General features: G+C 44.5%; 18 protein-coding genes. 12 read left to right on the top strand and 6 right to left on the bottom strand.

The window, feature by feature from the left end; all coding sequences use genetic code 11:
• Window positions 1-57 precede the first annotated feature (57 nt).
• The 5 genes from accD (at window position 58) to purF (ending at window position 5,088) form a co-directional block, all read left to right on the top strand.
• On the top strand, window positions 58-903 hold the full coding sequence (gene accD / locus QME20_RS10535) for an acetyl-CoA carboxylase, carboxyltransferase subunit beta (protein ID WP_014949945.1): 846 nt from the start codon (window positions 58-60) through the stop codon (window positions 901-903).
• Window positions 903-2,234 (top strand): bifunctional tetrahydrofolate synthase/dihydrofolate synthase, encoded by a 1,332-nt coding sequence (folC, locus tag QME20_RS10530; protein ID WP_281715892.1) that lies wholly within the window; start codon window positions 903-905, stop codon window positions 2,232-2,234. Before accD ends, folC begins: the two co-directional genes overlap by 1 nt.
• A gap of 46 nt (window positions 2,235-2,280) precedes the next feature.
• A complete protein-coding gene (locus QME20_RS10525; RefSeq protein ID WP_014976881.1) occupies window positions 2,281-2,901 on the top strand; it encodes an SPOR domain-containing protein in 621 nt (206 codons plus the stop codon).
• Between the two features lie 160 nt (window positions 2,902-3,061).
• Entirely contained in the window at window positions 3,062-3,550 is a 489-nt protein-coding gene (locus tag QME20_RS10520) for a CvpA family protein (protein ID WP_014949942.1), read from the top strand.
• Window positions 3,551-3,564: 14 nt separating this feature from the next.
• Entirely contained in the window at window positions 3,565-5,088 is a 1,524-nt protein-coding gene (gene purF, locus QME20_RS10515) for an amidophosphoribosyltransferase (RefSeq protein ID WP_239241510.1), read from the top strand.
• 76 nt (window positions 5,089-5,164) lie between these two features.
• Here the strand turns inward: purF and QME20_RS10510 are convergent, their stop codons facing one another.
• Both QME20_RS10510 and miaE read right to left on the bottom strand, forming a co-directional pair.
• Entirely contained in the window at window positions 5,165-5,764 is a 600-nt protein-coding gene (locus QME20_RS10510; RefSeq protein WP_014949940.1) for a Yip1 family protein, read from the bottom strand.
• Window positions 5,765-5,980: 216 nt separating this feature from the next.
• Entirely contained in the window at window positions 5,981-6,757 is a 777-nt protein-coding gene (gene miaE / locus QME20_RS10505; RefSeq protein ID WP_239301833.1) for a tRNA isopentenyl-2-thiomethyl-A-37 hydroxylase MiaE, read from the bottom strand.
• 180 nt (window positions 6,758-6,937) lie between these two features.
• On the opposite strand from miaE, the gene QME20_RS10500 reads away from it, so the two are divergent.
• The 4 genes from QME20_RS10500 (at window position 6,938) to QME20_RS10485 (ending at window position 11,260) form a co-directional block, all read left to right on the top strand.
• Complete coding sequence (locus QME20_RS10500) at window positions 6,938-7,525, top strand: ACP phosphodiesterase (protein WP_281715891.1); 588 nt, start codon at window positions 6,938-6,940, stop codon at window positions 7,523-7,525.
• Window positions 7,526-7,675: 150 nt separating this feature from the next.
• Window positions 7,676-9,292 (top strand): carboxypeptidase, encoded by a 1,617-nt coding sequence (locus tag QME20_RS10495; RefSeq protein ID WP_281715901.1) that lies wholly within the window; start codon window positions 7,676-7,678, stop codon window positions 9,290-9,292.
• Window positions 9,293-9,470: 178 nt separating this feature from the next.
• Window positions 9,471-10,727, top strand: a complete 1,257-nt coding sequence (locus QME20_RS10490; protein ID WP_101565064.1) for a nidogen-like domain-containing protein — start codon at window positions 9,471-9,473, stop codon at window positions 10,725-10,727.
• A gap of 53 nt (window positions 10,728-10,780) precedes the next feature.
• The gene (locus tag QME20_RS10485) at window positions 10,781-11,260 is read left to right on the top strand and encodes an invasion associated locus B family protein (RefSeq protein WP_039236473.1); all 480 of its coding nucleotides are present in this window, start codon (window positions 10,781-10,783) and stop codon (window positions 11,258-11,260) included.
• Window positions 11,261-11,276: 16 nt separating this feature from the next.
• Here the strand turns inward: QME20_RS10485 and QME20_RS10480 are convergent, their stop codons facing one another.
• A complete protein-coding gene (locus tag QME20_RS10480) occupies window positions 11,277-12,206 on the bottom strand; it encodes a LysR family transcriptional regulator (protein ID WP_196248034.1) in 930 nt (309 codons plus the stop codon).
• Between the two features lie 99 nt (window positions 12,207-12,305).
• On the opposite strand from QME20_RS10480, the gene QME20_RS10475 reads away from it, so the two are divergent.
• Complete coding sequence (locus QME20_RS10475) at window positions 12,306-13,319, top strand: zinc-binding alcohol dehydrogenase family protein (protein WP_281715900.1); 1,014 nt, start codon at window positions 12,306-12,308, stop codon at window positions 13,317-13,319.
• A 76-nt stretch (window positions 13,320-13,395) separates the two neighbouring features.
• Window positions 13,396-14,157, top strand: coding sequence for a TerC family protein (locus QME20_RS10470; RefSeq protein WP_281715890.1), 762 nt, complete (start codon window positions 13,396-13,398; stop codon window positions 14,155-14,157).
• 64 nt (window positions 14,158-14,221) lie between these two features.
• Here the strand turns inward: QME20_RS10470 and QME20_RS10465 are convergent, their stop codons facing one another.
• The gene (locus tag QME20_RS10465; protein ID WP_014976875.1) at window positions 14,222-15,217 is read right to left on the bottom strand and encodes a YhdH/YhfP family quinone oxidoreductase; all 996 of its coding nucleotides are present in this window, start codon (window positions 15,215-15,217) and stop codon (window positions 14,222-14,224) included.
• Between the two features lie 228 nt (window positions 15,218-15,445).
• Here QME20_RS10465 and QME20_RS10460 point away from each other — a divergent pair, with 228 nt between their 5' ends.
• Window positions 15,446-15,886: a helix-turn-helix domain-containing protein gene (locus tag QME20_RS10460; RefSeq protein ID WP_039236480.1), complete on the top strand. Its 441-nt coding sequence runs from the start codon at window positions 15,446-15,448 to the stop codon at window positions 15,884-15,886.
• Window positions 15,887-16,098: 212 nt separating this feature from the next.
• On the opposite strand, the gene gtfA is transcribed toward QME20_RS10460, so the two are convergent.
• The gene (gene gtfA / locus QME20_RS10455; RefSeq protein WP_281715889.1) at window positions 16,099-17,595 is read right to left on the bottom strand and encodes a sucrose phosphorylase; all 1,497 of its coding nucleotides are present in this window, start codon (window positions 17,593-17,595) and stop codon (window positions 16,099-16,101) included.
• 373 nt (window positions 17,596-17,968) lie between these two features.
• A complete protein-coding gene (locus tag QME20_RS10450) occupies window positions 17,969-18,148 on the bottom strand; it encodes an oxidoreductase-like domain-containing protein (protein ID WP_014949928.1) in 180 nt (59 codons plus the stop codon).
• Window positions 18,149-18,185 lie beyond the last annotated feature (37 nt).

Raw genomic sequence — 18,185 nt, 5'->3', positions numbered from 1 at the left:
TATGAACAAACATCAATCGTCATGGTCGGCAAACAAAAAACAAAGGATTCAATTTCCATGAGCTGGATTCAAAAAATTCTTCCTCGCACGCAAACATCAACCAAAGGTAACGTACCAGAAGGTATCTGGACGAAGTGTGGTTCATGCCAAGCAGTGCTGTATAAGAGCGAACTGGAAAAACTTCAGGAAGTTTGCCCTAAATGTGACCATCACATGCGTATTACGGCACGCCGCCGTATCGATGCGTTCCTAGATGATGGCGATCGCGTTGAGTTAGGTGCAGAGCACGAGCCGCAAGACGTACTTAAGTTTAAAGACTCTAAGCGCTATAAAGACCGTATCGTTGCTGCACAAAAGGCAACGAACGAGAAAGACGCGCTAGTGGTAATGCAGGGCAAGCTAAAAGGTATGCCGGTAGTGGTTGCGTGTTTTGAGTTTGCGTTTATGGGCGGCTCAATGGCATCGGTTGTAGGTGCTCGCTTCGTTGCTGCTGTTAATGCATGCTTAGAAAACGATATGCCGCTTATTTGCTTTAGTGCTAGTGGCGGTGCGCGTATGCAAGAAGCACTGATGTCGCTAATGCAAATGGCTAAAACATCTGCAGCGCTTGCTAAAATGAGTAAGAAAGGCCTGCCTTATATTAGTGTACTTACAGACCCTACAATGGGTGGTGTATCTGCAAGTTTGGCGATGCTTGGTGACGTAAACGTAGCCGAGCCAAAAGCGCTAATCGGCTTTGCGGGTCCTCGCGTAATCGAACAAACAGTAAGAGAAAAGCTGCCTGAAGGTTTCCAACGCAGTGAGTTCCTTGTTGAGAAAGGTGCAATTGATATGATTGTTGACCGCAGAGATATGCGTGATAGATTACACAGCCTGTTGGTTAAGTTGCATTATAAGAATTAGTGAATAACGAAAACAATTTAAATACTGGCTCAGCGCCACACGCAGAAAACGCTTCAGCGTCTTCATCTTCGCAAAAAAGCCTGAGCCAGTGGTTATCCTACCTAGAATCTATTCATCCTAGCGCCATCGATATGGGGCTAGACAGAGTGAAAGAAGTGGCCAATGCCATGGCACTTTCACTTAGCCAGTCTTTGGTTATTACTGTTGCAGGCACAAACGGTAAAGGCACAACGTGCCGCTTACTTGAGCAGGCCATGCTTTCGCAAGGCAAAAGTGTTGCGGTATACAGTTCACCCCATTTAACCGACTATCGTGAACGCGTGCGTTACAACGGCGAATTACCGCCTGCCGATGAATTTGTAAATGCATTTGAGTTTGTTGAAAGCGCGCGAAAAGACACGGGTGGCGAACCTATTACTCTAACTTACTTTGAGTTCGGTACACTGGCTGCCATGAAAATGATGCAGTCATGGGCTGTTGATGTGGTCATTCTTGAAGTAGGCCTAGGCGGACGTTTGGATGCCACCAACATTATTGACCCCAATCTGGCTGTTATTACGACTATCGATCTTGACCATCAAGATTGGCTTGGTAATACCCGCGAAAAAATTGCTCGGGAAAAAGCGGGCATTATGCGCAAAAGCGGCAATGCAGTAGTTGGTGAGCTGTTTCCTCCATCATCGCTTTACGATGTGGCTAACGAGCTACAAGCTAACGTACGTTGGGCTACACAAGATTTCGAAACAGTGGTAGCAAGTGATTACAGTGAGTGGAGCTGGAAAGGGAAGAGCAATAGTTATACGTCGCTACCTTATCCTAAAATTCCACTTCAAAATGCGAGTACAGCGTTGGCCGCGCTGGAGCTACTAGATTTGCTGCCCGAAGAAAGCGTGGTAAGAGATATTATTGAGAACACCACCATGCCGGGGCGCCAGCAGACTATCAGTGATTCCCCGTTAGTAGTTGTAGACGTTGCCCATAATCCACAAGCGACGACAGCTATGCAAGATTGGCTAAACCGTTACGATGTAAGCCAAATGCGCGTTGTGGTGGGCATGCTAAAAGATAAGTCTATTGCAGAGACCTTAGCGCCACTGGCGACACTTAATGCCAAGTGGTACGTAGCGTCAACGAGTGGTCCTCGGGGCTGCAAGGCAGAAGTACTTGAAAATGCACTTGTTAATGCCGGCACAACCATAGAGAATATAGACACGTTTCAGGACGTGACCTCGGCATATCAGCGCGCGCTTGCAGATTATCAAACTGGCGAACTTATTCTCGTTTTTGGTTCTTTTGTTACCGTAGCAGACGTGCTTGCTGAGCAAAACTAACACGCGCATTGTAGAGTAAAACCGTGTATTCAAGCAGGAGAGCACAGTGACATCGGCGTTAAAGAATAGACTGGTGGGGACAATTATTGTTGTCGCCCTAGCGGTAATCTTTTTACCAGACTTTCTTGATGGCAAAAAGCAAACAAACAGAGAACCTTTTGTCTCTGTTCCTGCTAATCCGCCTAAAAAGCCCATCGTAGAGCCAGAATCTTTTCCATCAGAGCGCGTGGCGAAAGCTGCGGTGCCAGCGGTTGAAATTCAAGATGAAACGGCATTAGATGATGATCTGGATTCTTCTGGCGCAGGGGAAAGTGGTCGTGCAGGTGAAGCCACTACCGCAAAAGCGCCAGCGGTGAAAACCTTTGAAGAAGAGGACAATCTAGCAAGCCAAACGGTGGTTAATACAAAAAGTGCCGCAGACGATGACGCTGGTTGGGTTATTCAACTTGGCAGCTTCCGACACGAGAAAAACGTGAAGGCACTGCTGACGAAACTGGAAAAGGCTGGGTATCGTGCGTTTAGTCGCAAAATTCAAACCAGTTCTGGCCCGCTTAATAAAGTTTTCGTTGGCCCAGATTTAGACAAGAAAAAACTGGAATCGGCACTACCTCACTTAAAGGAACTCACGAGTCTTAAAGGTAAGGTCACTACGTTCAAAGTTGAATAGTGCGCATTGTTCCTGGTGCTTGTCGAATTAAGCACGGACAGAGCAACAGGGATTGGTATTACAGACTAGCAATATTTTTATCTTCTGTTAGAATGCGCGCCATCTCGCCAAAGGCTCGTTGCTTTACGATAAAAAGCAACATCAACGCAATAAAGAGACGATGAACTGGGTAGACTTTTCCATACTGGGTATCATTGCGGTATCTACCTTAATAAGCCTGATCAGAGGGTTTGTTAAAGAAGCCATCTCGTTAGTGGTATGGTTTGCTGCACTCTTTATTTCAAGCAACTTCTACGCTGACCTCGCCGTTTACTTCACAGCCATTGACGATCCTTACTTAAAAAACGGTGCTGCAATTGCAGCATTGTTTGTCACCACGCTCATTCTTGGCGGCATGATCAATTACGTGATTAGCCAATTGGTTCAGGCAACTGGGCTGTCTGGAACAGATAGGGCCCTCGGTATAGTTTTTGGCGCACTGCGTGGCGTGCTTATAGTTAGCGCATTGCTCTTTTTTATGGATACCTTTACTGGTGCAGCTTCCTCAGATTGGTGGCAAGCATCGGTACTCATTCCAGAGTTTGGTGTCATCATTGAGTGGTTTTTCAGCTATGTGAAAGACTCCTCCAGTTTCTTAAATCCCGCTTGAAATAGGTAACGCACATGTGTGGTATAGTCGGAATAGTTGGTAAAACGCCCGTAGCTCAGTCACTGTACGACGGTCTAACGGTTATTCAACACCGTGGACAGGATGCCGCAGGCATAATGACTATCGACCAAAATATGTTTAATTTGCGTAAGGCAAATGGTTTGGTTCGAGATGTTTTCCATACGCGTCATATGAAGAGGCTCTCTGGCAACATGGGTATTGGCCATGTTCGCTATCCTACCGCGGGTACATCAAGCTCTGCAGAGGCGCAACCGTTTTATGTGAACTCGCCGTTTGGTATTGCCTTTGCTCATAACGGCAACCTCACCAACGCCCATGAGCTACAGGAAGAAGTATTCCGCATTGCACGCCGCCACATCAACACCACCTCAGATTCAGAATTATTGCTTAACATTCTTGCGCATGAACTGCAGCAGGTAGCAGGTTTAAGCGTAAGTGCCGAACACATTTTTGAAGTGGTAACGAAAGTTCATAAGAAAATTCGTGGTGCCTACGCAGTCGTTGCGGCGATCATCGGCCAAGGTATTGTAGCGTTTCGCGACCCGCACGGTATTCGTCCTCTAGCACTCGGTAAGCGTATGAGCGAGCTGGGTGAGGAATGGATGGTGGCATCTGAAAGCGTTGCGCTTGATGCTGTTGGCTTCCAGTTTGTGCGCGATGTAATGCCAGGTGAAGCGGTATTCATTACCGAAGAAGGTCAACTGCACACCAGACAGTGTGCCGAAAAACCAGTAACCTCTCCGTGTATCTTCGAGTTTGTTTACTTTGCTCGCCCAGATAGCTTTATAGATGGCATTTCAGTTTATGCATCGCGTGTAAACATGGGCCGTAAGCTAGGTGAAAAAATTAAGCGCGAATGGGCAGATCTGGATATCGACGTGGTTATTCCTATTCCTGAAACGTCGATGGATGTGGCGCTTCAAATCGCGAACACACTGGATTTGCCATATCGCCAAGGCTTTGTTAAAAATCGCTACATTGGCCGTACTTTCATTATGCCTGGCCAAACCATGCGTAAAAAATCAGTACGCCGTAAGCTAAACGCAATCTCATCTGAGTTTAAAGATAAGAGTGTACTGCTTGTCGATGACTCTATCGTGCGCGGTACTACATCGGGTCAAATCATTGAGATGGCGCGTGAGTCAGGTGCGAAGAAAGTATACTTTGCGTCAGCTGCTCCAGAAATTCGTTTCCCAAATGTGTATGGTATTGATATGCCATCGGCAAACGAACTGATTGCTTATGGTCGTGAAATCGATCAAATTGCAGAGCTTATCCAAGCAGATGGCCTTATCTTCCAAGACATTTCTGACTTGGTGGATGCCGTTCGCGAAGAGAACGAAACCATTCAGCGTTTTGAAACGTCTGTTTTTGATGGGAACTATATTACTGCGGATATCGACCAAGAGTACCTTGAGCGAATTGATATGTCGCGCGGTGAAGCGTCAAGAAAAGCGCCAGTGGTACAAGCAGAGCTTAGCAATCTTGATGTGCATAATATTGATGCCGCTGATTAATGTAAGACGCTCTTTGATATAACAAAAAGCCGCTTTTTAAAGCGGCTTTTTTAATGCTTTATTTCAATGAAAGAGGCTAGTGAACAAATACTGGTCCGCCGGACAGTCCCCACACCAAAACTGAACCTGTCATTAGAATAACGAGCAATACTAGCCCACATGTCACTACCGAGCTTGAGTAAATGAACCCTTTATCTTCTGGCATATGCATCAAAATTGGCACGCCAGAGTAGAGCAGGTATACCGAATAGCTAATACCGACTAACAGCGCCGTCATCACTACCCAGAGTTCTGGGTAAAGACCTGCGAAGCCCACCATAAACAACGGTGTAGCCGTGTAGGCCGCAAGTTCCAGCGACTGCGTATAAGTTGGCGTCGCATCAAACGCTTTAGCCAACTCATGAATAAGTACGGCCAATGCGACCACGCCTGCAATTAAGCCAAAATACATGCCTATACCCATCATAATTGCGGTATTTTCGCTAAGGCGAATTATGTCACCTGCGCCGATACTCCAGCCAGTATGGGCACTGGAATAATAGGCCACGAGTGATGGAATGAGAGATATAAAAGCGATATGGGTAAGCGCGTAAAAATAGGTTTCGTGTTTGGTATCAATGGTTTGCCACTCTTCTTTTGGATGAGTGTAAATACCAATTAAATGATTTAAAATCATAAAGTCCTGCCTTGTTCACCAACGTTATTATTTTAAAAAATATTGTTGTGAGGCAGGGAGAACACACGGACTAACCGTAAAACCAAGGAAACACAAACACAGCGCAAAGCGCTAAACACTGCCGTTAACAATATGTTTACAAATTGAGTGTGCAGCAGAATGACTAAGCCGTCAACATAAATTGATTAATTTATAAACGGATGCAAAGCGTTAACTTTAGCGTGGTGCGCCTGAGTGGAAACGCAATTCGTCATCGTCGCTTTCAATCAATGATCTTTCAACGTTTCCGAAGTGGGCAACGCGCTCTGAAATATCAGTTTTAGCGATTTGCCCAGCCAGCGTTAGGTAGTCTTCAAAGTGTCTGGCCTCAGAGCGCAACAGCGACACATAGAACTTGCCTAAATCTTCGGAAACATACGGCGCAAGTTTGGCAAAGCGTTCACAGGAGCGCGCTTCAATGTAGGCACCACAAATGAGCTTGTCGACAAGCTTTTCAGGTTCGTAAGTGCGTACGTGACGCAATAAGCCATTGGCGTAACGACTGGATGTTACCGACTTATATTCAAACCCCAACTCGTGCATAATTTCTAGTACTTGGTAAAAATGATGAAGCTCTTCTTTAATTAGCATGACCATTTTATCAAGCATGTCTTTTTTAAAAGTGTCTAGCCCTTCTGTGTTAAATACATTTTTGGAAAGGTGCTTAGTATTAAGCGATTGCCAATCGCCTTCGTGGCGGTAAGTGAAGTCTTCGTAAGGTTTCAACCAGCCCAGCAATACCTTACTGGTTTCTTCATCGGCCACATAGCGGCGAAGTAGGTACATAGCAGACTGAGCTGCTTTAAGCTCGCAAATTAGGTGGTCAGTAAGGATAACGCGAAGGTTTTCCTCTTTCTGCGCTTCGTCTATCCATGACTGAGGCGTCTCGCAATGTAAAAAGGCATTGATTGGTGAAAGTAGAGACGTGACTTCAGAAGTGGATATTACAGACATGTTGAAACTCAATTTTAAGTGCTATGGTTTTTCAGTTACATTTGAATTTGGCTGCTGCCAACGCTAGTTTCGGCAGTTCGGTTTATAAAAGTACAAATTTAGCGTATCTGAATTGGACCGCAATTTTACTTGATACCAACAAGCCCTTACAACTTAAAATAGAGGCCAATAAATTACAAAATGAATTATCTTGCCCATCTTTTCTTAGCCCGACCAACTGCCGATTCTCAATTCGGTAACTTACTCGGTGACTTCAGGCGGGGTGTTGATATTAAAGAGTTTGGACAAGCGGTACAGCTAGGTCTTAAAAACCACTATGAAGTGGATAGGTTCACCGACAGTCATACCAGCGTCTTAGCAGCAAAGGCGTTATTTCATAAAAGTCGTCGGCGCTTTGCACCTGTGGCGCTGGATATCTACTTCGATCACTTGCTAATTAAACATTGGGCGTCGTTTACAGCACAGGGTTTTGACGACTTCAGGGAACAGAGTTTCGCATTGTTAGAACAGCGATTGCCCACTATGCCAAGAACGATGCAGCACAGTGTTGGGCATATGATAACCCATGACTGGTTTGAAGATTATGCTAAGGAAGAGGGCATTGCTAAGGCGATTGCTGTGGTTGCTAAACGTATTCGTTTCCCCAACACGTTTCATCTTGCTGTGGATGATATTAATACGAACAGAGACGAGATTGAAGCGAGATTCTTAACGTTTTTCCCTGAACTCATTACACACATAAAAATCAATGGCCCTGAGAATATTTGAAAGGCTTAACCGTGTTACAGAAATGTATCGAAGAAATTGGTCGTTTTGTCGTTCATTGCTAAGCTGTCATGTGAACAGCGATATAGTAAAGCGTGCAATACAAAGACAACACAAAAAAGATAAAATTAACGACACTCAAAGATAATAATGATGAATATTCAATCCTTAGTTAGAAATACATCGCCCGTATTATTAAGTCTGGGTAAAAATAAACACAAAGCGCAATCGCACGCGACCCTGGCATGGTTAACGGCAGCCTTAATTGCTTTTGTAAGCTTAACTACCAGTGCTTCAGCGCAAGAAGAAAGCGCATCTGCCCATGCTCGTTCAATAAAAATTGATAGCAGTGTAGTGACAGAGCACGAAACTAAAATCCTAGGCAAGCGCGTAAAGTACAGTGCTACCACGGGTACTCAACCGGTTTGGAACAGTAAAGACGAAGCGGTTGCCACTTTGTTTTACACTTACTATCAGCGCACTGACGTAAAAGAGAATACTGAGCGCCCGCTTATTATTTCTTTTAACGGTGGTCCAGGCTCTGCGTCAGTGTGGATGCATGTAGCCTACACAGGCCCTCGTATTCTTAATATTGACGATGAAGGCTATCCAGTTCAGCCCTATGGTGTTCAAACCAATCCTTACTCCATTTTAGATGTGGCAGACATTGTGTTTGTTAACCCAGTGAATACAGGGTACAGCCGTGTGCTGCCTAAAGCTGACGGCAGCATGCCATCGCAAGATGAACAGCAGAAAATGTTCTTTGGTGTAAACGCCGATATTAGCTATTTGGCAGATTGGGTGAATACTTTTGTAACGCGTAATAATCGCTGGCGTTCACCTAAATATCTTATCGGTGAAAGTTACGGCACGACGCGCGTGTCAGGATTAGCATTAGAGCTTCAAAATCGCCAATGGATGTACTTAAACGGCGTAGTGCTTGTATCGCCAACCGATATTGGTATAGAGCGCAACGGGCCGGTAAAAGCCGCTAATCGACTGCCTTATTTTGCTGCCGCGGCGTGGTATCACAATAAGCTTGACCCCGCGTTGCAAAACAAAGATCTTACTGAGCTATTGCCTGAAGTTGAAGACTTCACCATCAATACGCTTATTCCTGCTCTGGCCAAAGGTGGCTTCATTGGTGAATCGGAAAAGCACGATGTGTTAAAGCAAATGGCGCGCTATTCTGGGTTAAGTGAAGCGTCTATTGCGCAAAACAACTTAGACGTGAGCACTGCATTTTTCTGGAAAGACTTACTGCGCGAGGAAGGGAAGACGCTAGGTCGTTTAGACAGCCGCTATTTGGGTATAGATGCTAAGCAAAGCGGCGACCGCCCTGACTATTGGGCTGAGCTAACATCATGGCTTCATTCGTTCACGCCCGCTATTAATTACTATTTGCGTGAAGAGTTAAACTACAAAACTGATATTAAGTACAACATGTTTGGAAACGTGCACCCATGGGATAGAAGCAATAATCAAACCGGTGAGAACTTGCGATTGGCCATGGCGCAAAACCCGTATCTGAATGTGATGATTCAAGCTGGCTATTACGACGGCGCAACGAACTACTTTGATGCAAAGTATACGATGTGGCAGCTCGATCAAAGTGGCAATTTAAAAGACCGTTTGAGCTTTAAGGGATATCGCAGTGGCCACATGATGTATCTGCGTCGCGACGACTTAAAACAGTCCAACCAAGACCTACGCGAGTTTATTAAAATGAGCACACCAGGCAAAGGCATACCTGCTGAATACAAGCGATAGTACGTCTGAGAATCTAAAGACAAGGATGTCAGGTTTTTTTACATTATATTAAACTAATTCATTATTTATTTTTTAAGCTTCTGTATTTAAAAGCTATTTTAGATTTGGCTTACACTTTGCTAAATCGGGTCTGCTAAATAATGAAATTCTTATTAACATAAACTACAAGGACGTATACATGAAAAAGTCTTCGCGTTTTTCATTATCCCTGCTGGCGAGCGCAGCGCTAGCATTCTCAATCTCAAGCACCACAGCCAATGCTTCAGTGCTCCTTTCCGGCTGGGAAGGCTCTACTGAAAGTGGATTTGGTAACTTAGCGATGAATGGTAACGACGACGGTTCATCGGGCGCTATCGTATTTGACGCATTTGAATCGCTTGCCTTCGATAGTGGCGTAAATTTCTTTGGTACTTCATACGATAGATTCTTCATTAACAATAACGGTAATATTACCTTCAATGGCACTGTGAGCTCTTTTACGCCAAGACCCTTCCCCATAAGCAACCAGCCAATGATCGCGCCATTTTGGGGCGATGTAGATACGCGCTGTGCAGAGTGTGGCGACGTGTTTATCGGTTCACCGAATGAAAACACGCTGGTAGTGACATGGAACGATGTTGGTTACTACAGTCAAAACAGTAACCCTACAAACACGTTCCAATTAGTGTTAATTGATCGGGAAGACACAGGTGCGGGAAATTTTGACGTTGAGTTTAGATATGAAGATATCGGTTGGACTTCAGGTAGTGCGTCAGACGGCGTTCCAGCACAAGCGGGTTATGACGCCGGAGATGGGGAAAACTTTTTCACTGTGCCGGGGTCTCAAACCGCCGCTATCGCTGATATAGACGAAAGTAACAGCAACACGGGCACGCCTGGTATTTGGAAGTTTGCTATTCGCGATGGCGTACTACCGGGTGATACTCCAGAAAACCCTATATTGCCTATTGTTAATCCAGAAACACCGACAGACTATGAATTTGAATTCTCTATCGATGATCCAGATGAACTTGTGTTCATCGACCCAGATGTGGCAGTAGGCTATGACTATATTGTAAATAGTGGTCCAAACATCGCGTCAGTACTTTTGCCTGAAGGTTACGACGACAACATGTTTGACCTATTTCTTTGGGACAATGTTCTGATGGATTGGTTCGATACAGGCACAGATATCACTGGTGGTGAGGAGTACGACTTCAATACCCCAGTTGACCGCTTCAGAATTATGGGAATTGATGTTTCGAATATGCTCGAGCCTACGCCGGACGCATTTGTAACCGGCCTCACTTTCGATGGTTCTGGCGTTGTTAATATGAACCAGAATGCCGTTACTGTGTTTGTACCTGATCCTGTATCTGTGCCAACACCCAATACTCTATTTCTAATGCTAAGTGCAATGTTTGCTACGCTTGTTATAAGAAAGCGGAAGCAATAAAGTTGTCATAAAAGAGGGGGAGCGTGCGCTCCCCGTTTTGCTAAGAGGTGAAAGTGAAATATTTAGTAGCAGTTAGTTTAGTACTTGCATCGTTTTTTTCATGGGCTGTAACGACAAGTGACTTTGGTAGTTGGAGTTTGCTATGTAATGATTCGTCTGTGTGTACGCTTAGCCAGCTCGTTGCCAAAGACAAAGAAGCAAAAAAAGTGCTATTGGGCGTCAACGTTGACTACTCCTATTCGCAAGATTTTCCAGTATTGAAAATAAAGCTTCCAAAAAATACACTCACAAAAAATGGTGTAGGAGTAAAAATCGACGATTTTGCATCCATACAAGTGCCATTCTCAGGCTGTGACGAGAAGTCTTGCCAAAGTATAGTGAAAATCGACAATGAACTTTTGAAACAAATGCACAATGGACAGACTATGCTAATAGCGTTTCAAAAATCTGAAAACCAGCAAGTTACCTTACCCATATCGTTGACAGGTTTTGAGGAAGCTTACGCACAGCTAAATCAAAGTATTCAAAAGTAAATGCACAGATACTCGTCTATTTTTGATATTTTGATACGCTGAATGCGGCTAGCTGCGCTAAACATTCAGCGCAGCGCTCTTTCAGCATATCTCTGAATAGTCTTACTGCTGGAGTAATAGATTGGCGGCTAGGGCAAATCAGCCAAAGCTGTTTCGGTTTAGGTTGATATTCGGGTAACAAGGTTACAAGTCGACCCTTTAAAATGTCGTCGCACGCATCTAAGCCAGATTTAACAGCAATACCTTTACCCGCGACGGCCCAACGCTTTACTATTTCTCCGTCGTTTGCGGTTCTGTTGCCTCGCATTTTTATCTTCAGCGGTGTCCCTTTGTGAAAAAACTCCCATTCGTTATATACCTTGTCGTGTAGTTGGTAAAAAAGCCCGTTGTGTGTTTGCAAGTCTTCAAATTTTTCAGGGGCACCATGAGAGCTGATATAAGAAGGGGAGGCAACAAGTAAACTTGGTACATCACAAATTTTGAAACCGTATACATTCGCATCGGTTGGAGTACCGTACCTTAGCGCTAAATCGACGGGATCGCGATAAAAGTCAATGTTGCTGTCACTCAGGTTGAGCTTTACGGTTATTTTGTCATGCAAATCCATAAAGTCATCTAGCCAAGGCGCAATCACATTTCGGCCTAAATCAGACGATAAACCTAACCTAAGCTCGCCCTCAATCACGCCTGTATCACCCTTTAAGTTCTGCTTGGCATTAGCCAGCATTGACATGGCTTCTTGGCACGTTGGCAAAAACCTTTCACCCGCAGACGACAGACGTAGTGAGCGTGTAGTACGAACAAATAATTCGGCACCAAGGGCCTGTTCTACGCGTTTGACCGCAGCACTTGCGGTTGCTGTACGCATATTCAAATGTGTCGCTGCTGCAGTAATGTTTCTAAATTCAGCAACTTTTATTACTACATTCAAGTCGTCGAGTAACATGGCTTTCAAAAACTATTTGATAATGTTTCTTTTATTGTGCTGTTTATCCAAATTTAATCAAGAGTATGATGATGATATTACTCAAAGGAGAGACAAATGATGAAAGCTATTGGTTATACCCACTCACGTGGTATTAATGAGCCTAATGCACTGGTGGATATTGACATCGAAAAGCCCAGCGCGTCGGGTCGAGATTTACTTGTAAAAATAAGTGCGATAGCAGTTAACCCGGTCGATTATAAAATTCGTCATCGCGTTAATCCTAATGGAGGTGATCCCAAAATTCTGGGGTGGGATGCAGTAGGTGAAATCGTTGATATAGGCGCTGATGTTACCGAGTTCGCAGTTGGTGACAGGGTTTACTACGCTGGCGACCTTACCAGAGCCGGCTCAAACGCAGAGTTTCAATTAGTTGATGAACGTATTGTCGGTAAAGCGCCTAAGTCTCTGTCAGACAGCGATGCTGCGGCACTTCCTCTAACCACAATCACAGCATACGAATTGTTGTTTGATCATCTTGCTCTAAGGCAACAAAGTGAAAAGAGCGATGAGGTTGTGCTTGTGGTAGGCGCAGCTGGTGGCGTGGGTTCTATTATGCTGCAATTGCTTAAAGTACTAACGGGGGCTACCGTGATCGCCACTGCCTCGCGTGAAAGCTCAAAAAGCTGGGTTCAGGAGTTAGGTGCCGACTACGTAGTGGATCACAGCAAGCCTATGGCTGAGCAAATCAAGGCGTTAAACATTGGTGAAGTGACTCATGTCGCAAGTTTAAATAATACGCACCAGTACATTGAAAGCTTTGTTGAAGTTATGAAGCCAAAGGGCAAACTAGCGCTAATTGACGACCCAGAAAGTCTTGACGTAGCCAAGCTAAAGCAGAAGAGCTTGTCACTTCATTGGGAGTTCATGTTTACGCGCTCAATGTTTGAAACCGACGATATGGCAGAGCAAGGCCGTCTGCTTACTCATGTAGCATCGCTTATTGACGAAGGCAAAATTAGAACTACCGTTGGCAAACACTTAGGTAAAATTAACGCTGCTAACTTAATCGACGCGCACAAAATTTTAGAAGAAGGGCGAGCTATCGGTAAGTTGGTTCTAGAGGGCTTCTAAAGAAAGCGTGCTTGAGATGATATTCCGTAATATTATGCGCTAAATTAGGTGGTTTTGGCTAAGGTTTATAGCGCAAATGTTTGAATGGCTTGCGAGTCCAGAAGCTTGGGTGGCATTAGGCACCTTAATGGCATTAGAGATAGTGCTTGGTATTGATAACATAATCTTTATTTCAATATTGGTGGGCAGGCTACCTGAACATCAAAGAAATAAAGCACGTCAAATAGGCCTTGGTTTAGCCATGGGCTCGCGACTGTTATTGCTATTTAGTTTGGCTTGGGTAATGGGCTTAGTTAATCCGTTATTTAGCCTCTTTGGGAATGAAATATCTGGCCGTGACATTATTTTAGTGTTGGGCGGCCTCTTTCTTATTGCAAAATCAACCCACGAAATACATGCCAGTTTCGAGGTGACCGAAGCATCAACTACGGAAGTAGCAGCTTCTGGTTTTTTCTCAATTTTGGTTCAAATTGCGGTGCTCGATGTTATCTTTTCTCTCGACTCTGTTATCACAGCAGTAGGGTTAGTTGAACATTTGAGCATCATGGTTATTGCTATTGTTGCGTCAGTAGCAGTGATGCTAGTAGCTGCAAAGCCGATTGGCGACTTTGTGGATGCAAACCCAACCATCAAAATGCTGGCTTTATCGTTTTTGATTTTAGTGGGCTTTACCTTAATAACAGAAGGCTTTGATGTTCATGTACCTAAGGGGTATGTTTATTTTGCGATGGCGTTCTCGTTTATTGTAGAAATTCTGAATATTAAGGTTCGCTCGCGAAGAGCAAAGCAGGTCAGCACCATTCACTTGTCTAAAAAAATGAGTAACGACAGAAACTAGTTGCTCGTCGGGGCGAGTCAGATAAACCGAAGGCACCATATTAAGGTGCCTTCTTTTTATGTACTTAGCCTTGAACATTAACCAAAGTACGGCCAGAAATCTGCCCTTTTAAGATTACGTCTATTTTTTCATTTACCGCATCAAGGGTCACTTCCTCGGTAAGGTTATCAAGGCAGTTTAGCTTCCATTCACTAGCAAGCTTGTCCCACAACCTCAATCTTGGAGGCATTGGGCACTGCACAGAGTCGATTCCAAGCAATGAAACGCCTCGCAAGATAAATGGAAATACGCTCACGTTAAGATCTGCAGCAGCCGTAAGACCGCAGCACGTCACCGCGCCGCCATATTGCGTAGCTTTGATTGCCTGTGCTAGATACTCTCCGCCTACTGTATCAACGGCGCCAGCGAATTGCTCTTTAAGCATGGGGCGTTCTTTGTTTTCTAATAGTTCGTCGCGAGTTATCACTTTGCTTGCGCCAAGTGTCTTTAAAAATGACTCATGCTCTTTTTTTCCGGTGCATGCCACAACCGAAAAGCCAGCTTTGGCCAATAGGGCAACAGCGACAGAGCCCACGCCTCCTGTAGCGCCAGTGACTAGAATATCGCCTTTGTCAGGAGTCACGCCGTGTTCAACCAAGCCTTGTACCGATAGTCCTGCAGTAAAACCTGCGGTACCAATGATCATTGACTCTCTCAACGTAAGTCCATTTGGCTTAGCTACCGCCCATTCACTTGGAATTCTGATGTATTCGCCAAAGCCTCCAGCGGTGTTCATGCCGAGGTCAAATCCGGTGACAATAACTTCGTCTCCTTCTTTAAAGCGATTGTCACCACACGATACCACCGTGCCTGCTGCATCAATTCCTGGGGTATGAGGAAAGTTTCTGCTCACACCTGGATTGCCGGTGGCTGACAGTGCATCTTTGTAGTTAAGCGATGAATAATGCACCTTAATGAGTAGCGTGCCTTCAGGCAAGTCATCAAGTGAACGCTGCGTTACTTTACGCGTAAAGGATTTATCTTCCTGCTTTTCTACAAGCAAAGCTTTAAACGATGTCATACCTGTCTCCGTTAGTCGAATGATTACGCTACCCATTGTGACAATATATAAACTTTGCGCAAGTATGCACTTTTTAGTAGGGTAGTACCCTAAAAGATACTATTGGCGTGATGTAAACCCTTGGTTCGACTGGTCGCTTTAACAAAGACCACTGACATCAATGCTGACATTAATAATAATGCCTTTTACGTAGTGAATATGAACGTAATTACTCTAAGAGGGAGTAGTATGACCGCAACTTTGAACAGTGTAGTGGCAGAGGAAAGTGATGTGACATCAGACATTGATAATAACGCCGTCCTAAAAAGCCAGAAACAAGATAATGCGCCCAATGCTGCAGAAAATAAGAACGACTCAAATCAATACATTTGTGGCGTAGCAGTATCCCTTGAGATAATAGGCGGTAAATGGAAAGGGGTTATTTTGTGGCACCTTTGCCATAAAACGCTACGTTTCAGTCAGTTGCGTAGACGATTGCAAGGCGTTACTCAAAAAATGCTTACACAGCAGTTAAGAGAGTTAGAGCGTGATGGGTTGGTAAACAGGAAAGTGTATGCAGAAGTGCCCCCTCGTGTAGAGTATTCTCTGACCGATTTAGGCCGAACACTAGAGCCAACTTTACGTCAGCTATGTGACTGGGGTAGGGCGTATAACGACGACTACAGATAAAACACCAACACAAACTAATACGTCGTTTAGGTAAACGAGTACTGAGTTAATTCACAACAATACCAGTTCTTCTGGTGGGGCTTGTAATACTTAAATCGTAATGGCTAATCCAAGGTTTACGTGCCGCTAATGCGTTTAAGCGCATTGACGACACGTGTTAATTCCTGAATAGCTGAGCGCTAAGTAGCTAAACTATCGCTAAAGATTGCGCTTTAAGCAAGTAGCGTGTTGATTGACAACACGCTTTCTTCACCATTATCCACCGTATGAATTGTTGCATCCATGGTGCTGAAGTTCACGTTTAGTGACGCCGCATGGTTGCCGTTTTTCCACGAAAGCACGAATACGTTGTTGATGTAACTCACGTCAAATACACCGTTAAAAGCATCGCTTTCGTTTCTTAGCCTAATAAGCTGCATCAAGCCTTTAACCACTGGCTTTTCAACGGCTTCTTTTACCATGGCAGTAGACAAGTATGGGCGGTTGATGTCGCGACCAACATTGGTTTTAGCAAGTAAAGCCATGTCGTTTTCAACAGCAAGCAAGCCACCGTAATAAACTTGAGGGATACCCGGGCTAAAAAATTGAATGGCGCGTGCAACCAAATAAGCGAAGTCATCTTTACCTAACGCATCGTAATATGTGCAGTTTACCTGATAAAGGTCTACATTATTTGCAGCGGCACCGGTGGCTTTTTTAGACTCGCCATTGGAATTTTCATGTATTTGGTCAACGAGCGAATTAATCGCATCTGCGGTAAGCAGGCCTGGTTTGTCACCATTCGCGCCCACGTCAACAATGCCGATGCCATCGTGAGTATCTAGCACGGTAAAGCAGTTACGTGGCGAAATTGAAAGCCAGTATGCCAATGCCTCTGCATTTTTAGAGAACAAGGTGTGTAGTACAAGCGGAGGTAAAGCGAAGTCGTAAACACTGTCGCAACGCGCAGCAATATCAATTTGAGTTTGATAGTGACTGTGTATTTCGACCAAACACTGCATGCCCATACCACGTGCGCGGTTTGATAATTCTTCGATAAATTCGAAGGTTTCTTCAAGCATAAAGCAGTTCGAACCCGCGCGTTTAATTGCATAGCCCGCCGCATCTAAGCGAATAAGATCAACATTACTTTCAGTAAACGACTGAAGAATAGAAGATAGGTAGTCTTTGCCTAACTGTGACTCCACATCAATATCAATTTGATTAGAGGTAAAAGTTGTCCAGAACGGCACGGTTTCAGGGTTACCAGTCTCTGTGCCCACCTCGTAATCGCTGAAAAACGGTGTGGGTCGAGGGCGGAACACTTGTGCTATTTGTTCGTCAATTTGCGTTTGAGCGTTGCCCTTAAAAATATCTTCCTTGGTTAAGAACAGCGGCCAATAACTCGATTCGCGCCCGTTTTTCAGCACGTCTTTGAACGCTTCACTTTGCCCCGACATATGGTTAACAATGAGGTCGGCCATGATATCTACCGATTCGCCAAGCTTTTTAACGTTATCCCAATCGCCCAAGCGCTCATCGACCAAGGTATGATCGATAGGATCGAAACCCGCGTCTTCACCATCGTAAGGATAGTAAAAAGGAAGGATGTGAACACCCGTAAACAGGCCACCTAACGGGCCCTGAAGTATGCTTGTTAGACTCTCGATGTTGCCATCGCCTAGTCGGTCTGCATAGGTGATTAGTTGAACGCCATTGCGTATAGACATGATAACTCTCCAAAATTCAGCATGCGCTTGCTCGTACTTCTCTTACGTATCGCGAGCACACATTACTACGAATTAAGCACTACCAGTCTGGCAGATTCAAAATTAACCATGTAACGGGTTTAGCTTAATTCTTAATCTTCTGCTATTGACTGACCAAATTTGGTTGAGACTCACAGAAAATCGAAATCTTAATCGATTAAGATAAAATAGCAGTAGAATAGAAATTTGTAAATGAGAAGTTTAAAAAATGGAACTGTCGAACGCTCATGCGGCGGTTTAAATTAGGCAAGTTCTAAGGCAGGATAGCTCGTTCGAGGGCTGTTCAATAGTAGGAAATAGCGAACAGGGCATTTTTAAATACGAGTACGGACCGCTAGTCTGGAGACCTTGTGTCTGATGACTCATTATTCGCTAACTCGTCAAATTCTCGCTTTGCTTCTTTCCACTTAGCAAGCTTTTCGTAGTATACGTCCCAAATACATGGGCAACACGAACCTCCGCCGCAACAATCGTCTCTTAATGGTTTCTCTGGTTCTTCGGGTAGCGACTTCATAGCACTTATCCTCGACTTTCTTCCTTAAAAATATCTA

Origin of the sequence: Alteromonas sp. CyTr2, from assembly GCF_947311905.1 — a bacterium.
Taxonomy (GTDB): domain Bacteria; phylum Pseudomonadota; class Gammaproteobacteria; order Enterobacterales; family Alteromonadaceae; genus Alteromonas; species Alteromonas macleodii.
This window is presented reverse-complemented; position numbering and strand designations above follow the sequence as displayed.

Excerpts from the sequence above, each read along its gene's own strand:
- accD (WP_014949945.1), top strand. The coding sequence starts at position 58 with ATGAGCTGGATTCAAAAAATTCTTCCTCGCACGCAAACATCAACCAAA.
- QME20_RS10520 (WP_014949942.1), top strand. The coding sequence starts at position 3,062 with ATGAACTGGGTAGACTTTTCCATACTGGGTATCATTGCGGTATCTACC.
- purF (WP_239241510.1), top strand. The coding sequence starts at position 3,565 with ATGTGTGGTATAGTCGGAATAGTTGGTAAAACGCCCGTAGCTCAGTCA.
- QME20_RS10510 (WP_014949940.1), bottom strand. The coding sequence starts at position 5,764 with ATGATTTTAAATCATTTAATTGGTATTTACACTCATCCAAAAGAAGAG.
- miaE (WP_239301833.1), bottom strand. The coding sequence starts at position 6,757 with ATGTCTGTAATATCCACTTCTGAAGTCACGTCTCTACTTTCACCAATC.
- QME20_RS10500 (WP_281715891.1), top strand. The coding sequence starts at position 6,938 with ATGAATTATCTTGCCCATCTTTTCTTAGCCCGACCAACTGCCGATTCT.
- QME20_RS10495 (WP_281715901.1), top strand. The coding sequence starts at position 7,676 with ATGAATATTCAATCCTTAGTTAGAAATACATCGCCCGTATTATTAAGT.
- QME20_RS10490 (WP_101565064.1), top strand. The coding sequence starts at position 9,471 with ATGAAAAAGTCTTCGCGTTTTTCATTATCCCTGCTGGCGAGCGCAGCG.
- QME20_RS10480 (WP_196248034.1), bottom strand. The coding sequence starts at position 12,206 with ATGTTACTCGACGACTTGAATGTAGTAATAAAAGTTGCTGAATTTAGA.
- QME20_RS10475 (WP_281715900.1), top strand. The coding sequence starts at position 12,306 with ATGAAAGCTATTGGTTATACCCACTCACGTGGTATTAATGAGCCTAAT.
- QME20_RS10470 (WP_281715890.1), top strand. The coding sequence starts at position 13,396 with ATGTTTGAATGGCTTGCGAGTCCAGAAGCTTGGGTGGCATTAGGCACC.
- QME20_RS10465 (WP_014976875.1), bottom strand. The coding sequence starts at position 15,217 with ATGACATCGTTTAAAGCTTTGCTTGTAGAAAAGCAGGAAGATAAATCC.
- QME20_RS10460 (WP_039236480.1), top strand. The coding sequence starts at position 15,446 with ATGACCGCAACTTTGAACAGTGTAGTGGCAGAGGAAAGTGATGTGACA.
- gtfA (WP_281715889.1), bottom strand. The coding sequence starts at position 17,595 with ATGTCTATACGCAATGGCGTTCAACTAATCACCTATGCAGACCGACTA.
- QME20_RS10450 (WP_014949928.1), bottom strand. The coding sequence starts at position 18,148 with ATGAAGTCGCTACCCGAAGAACCAGAGAAACCATTAAGAGACGATTGT.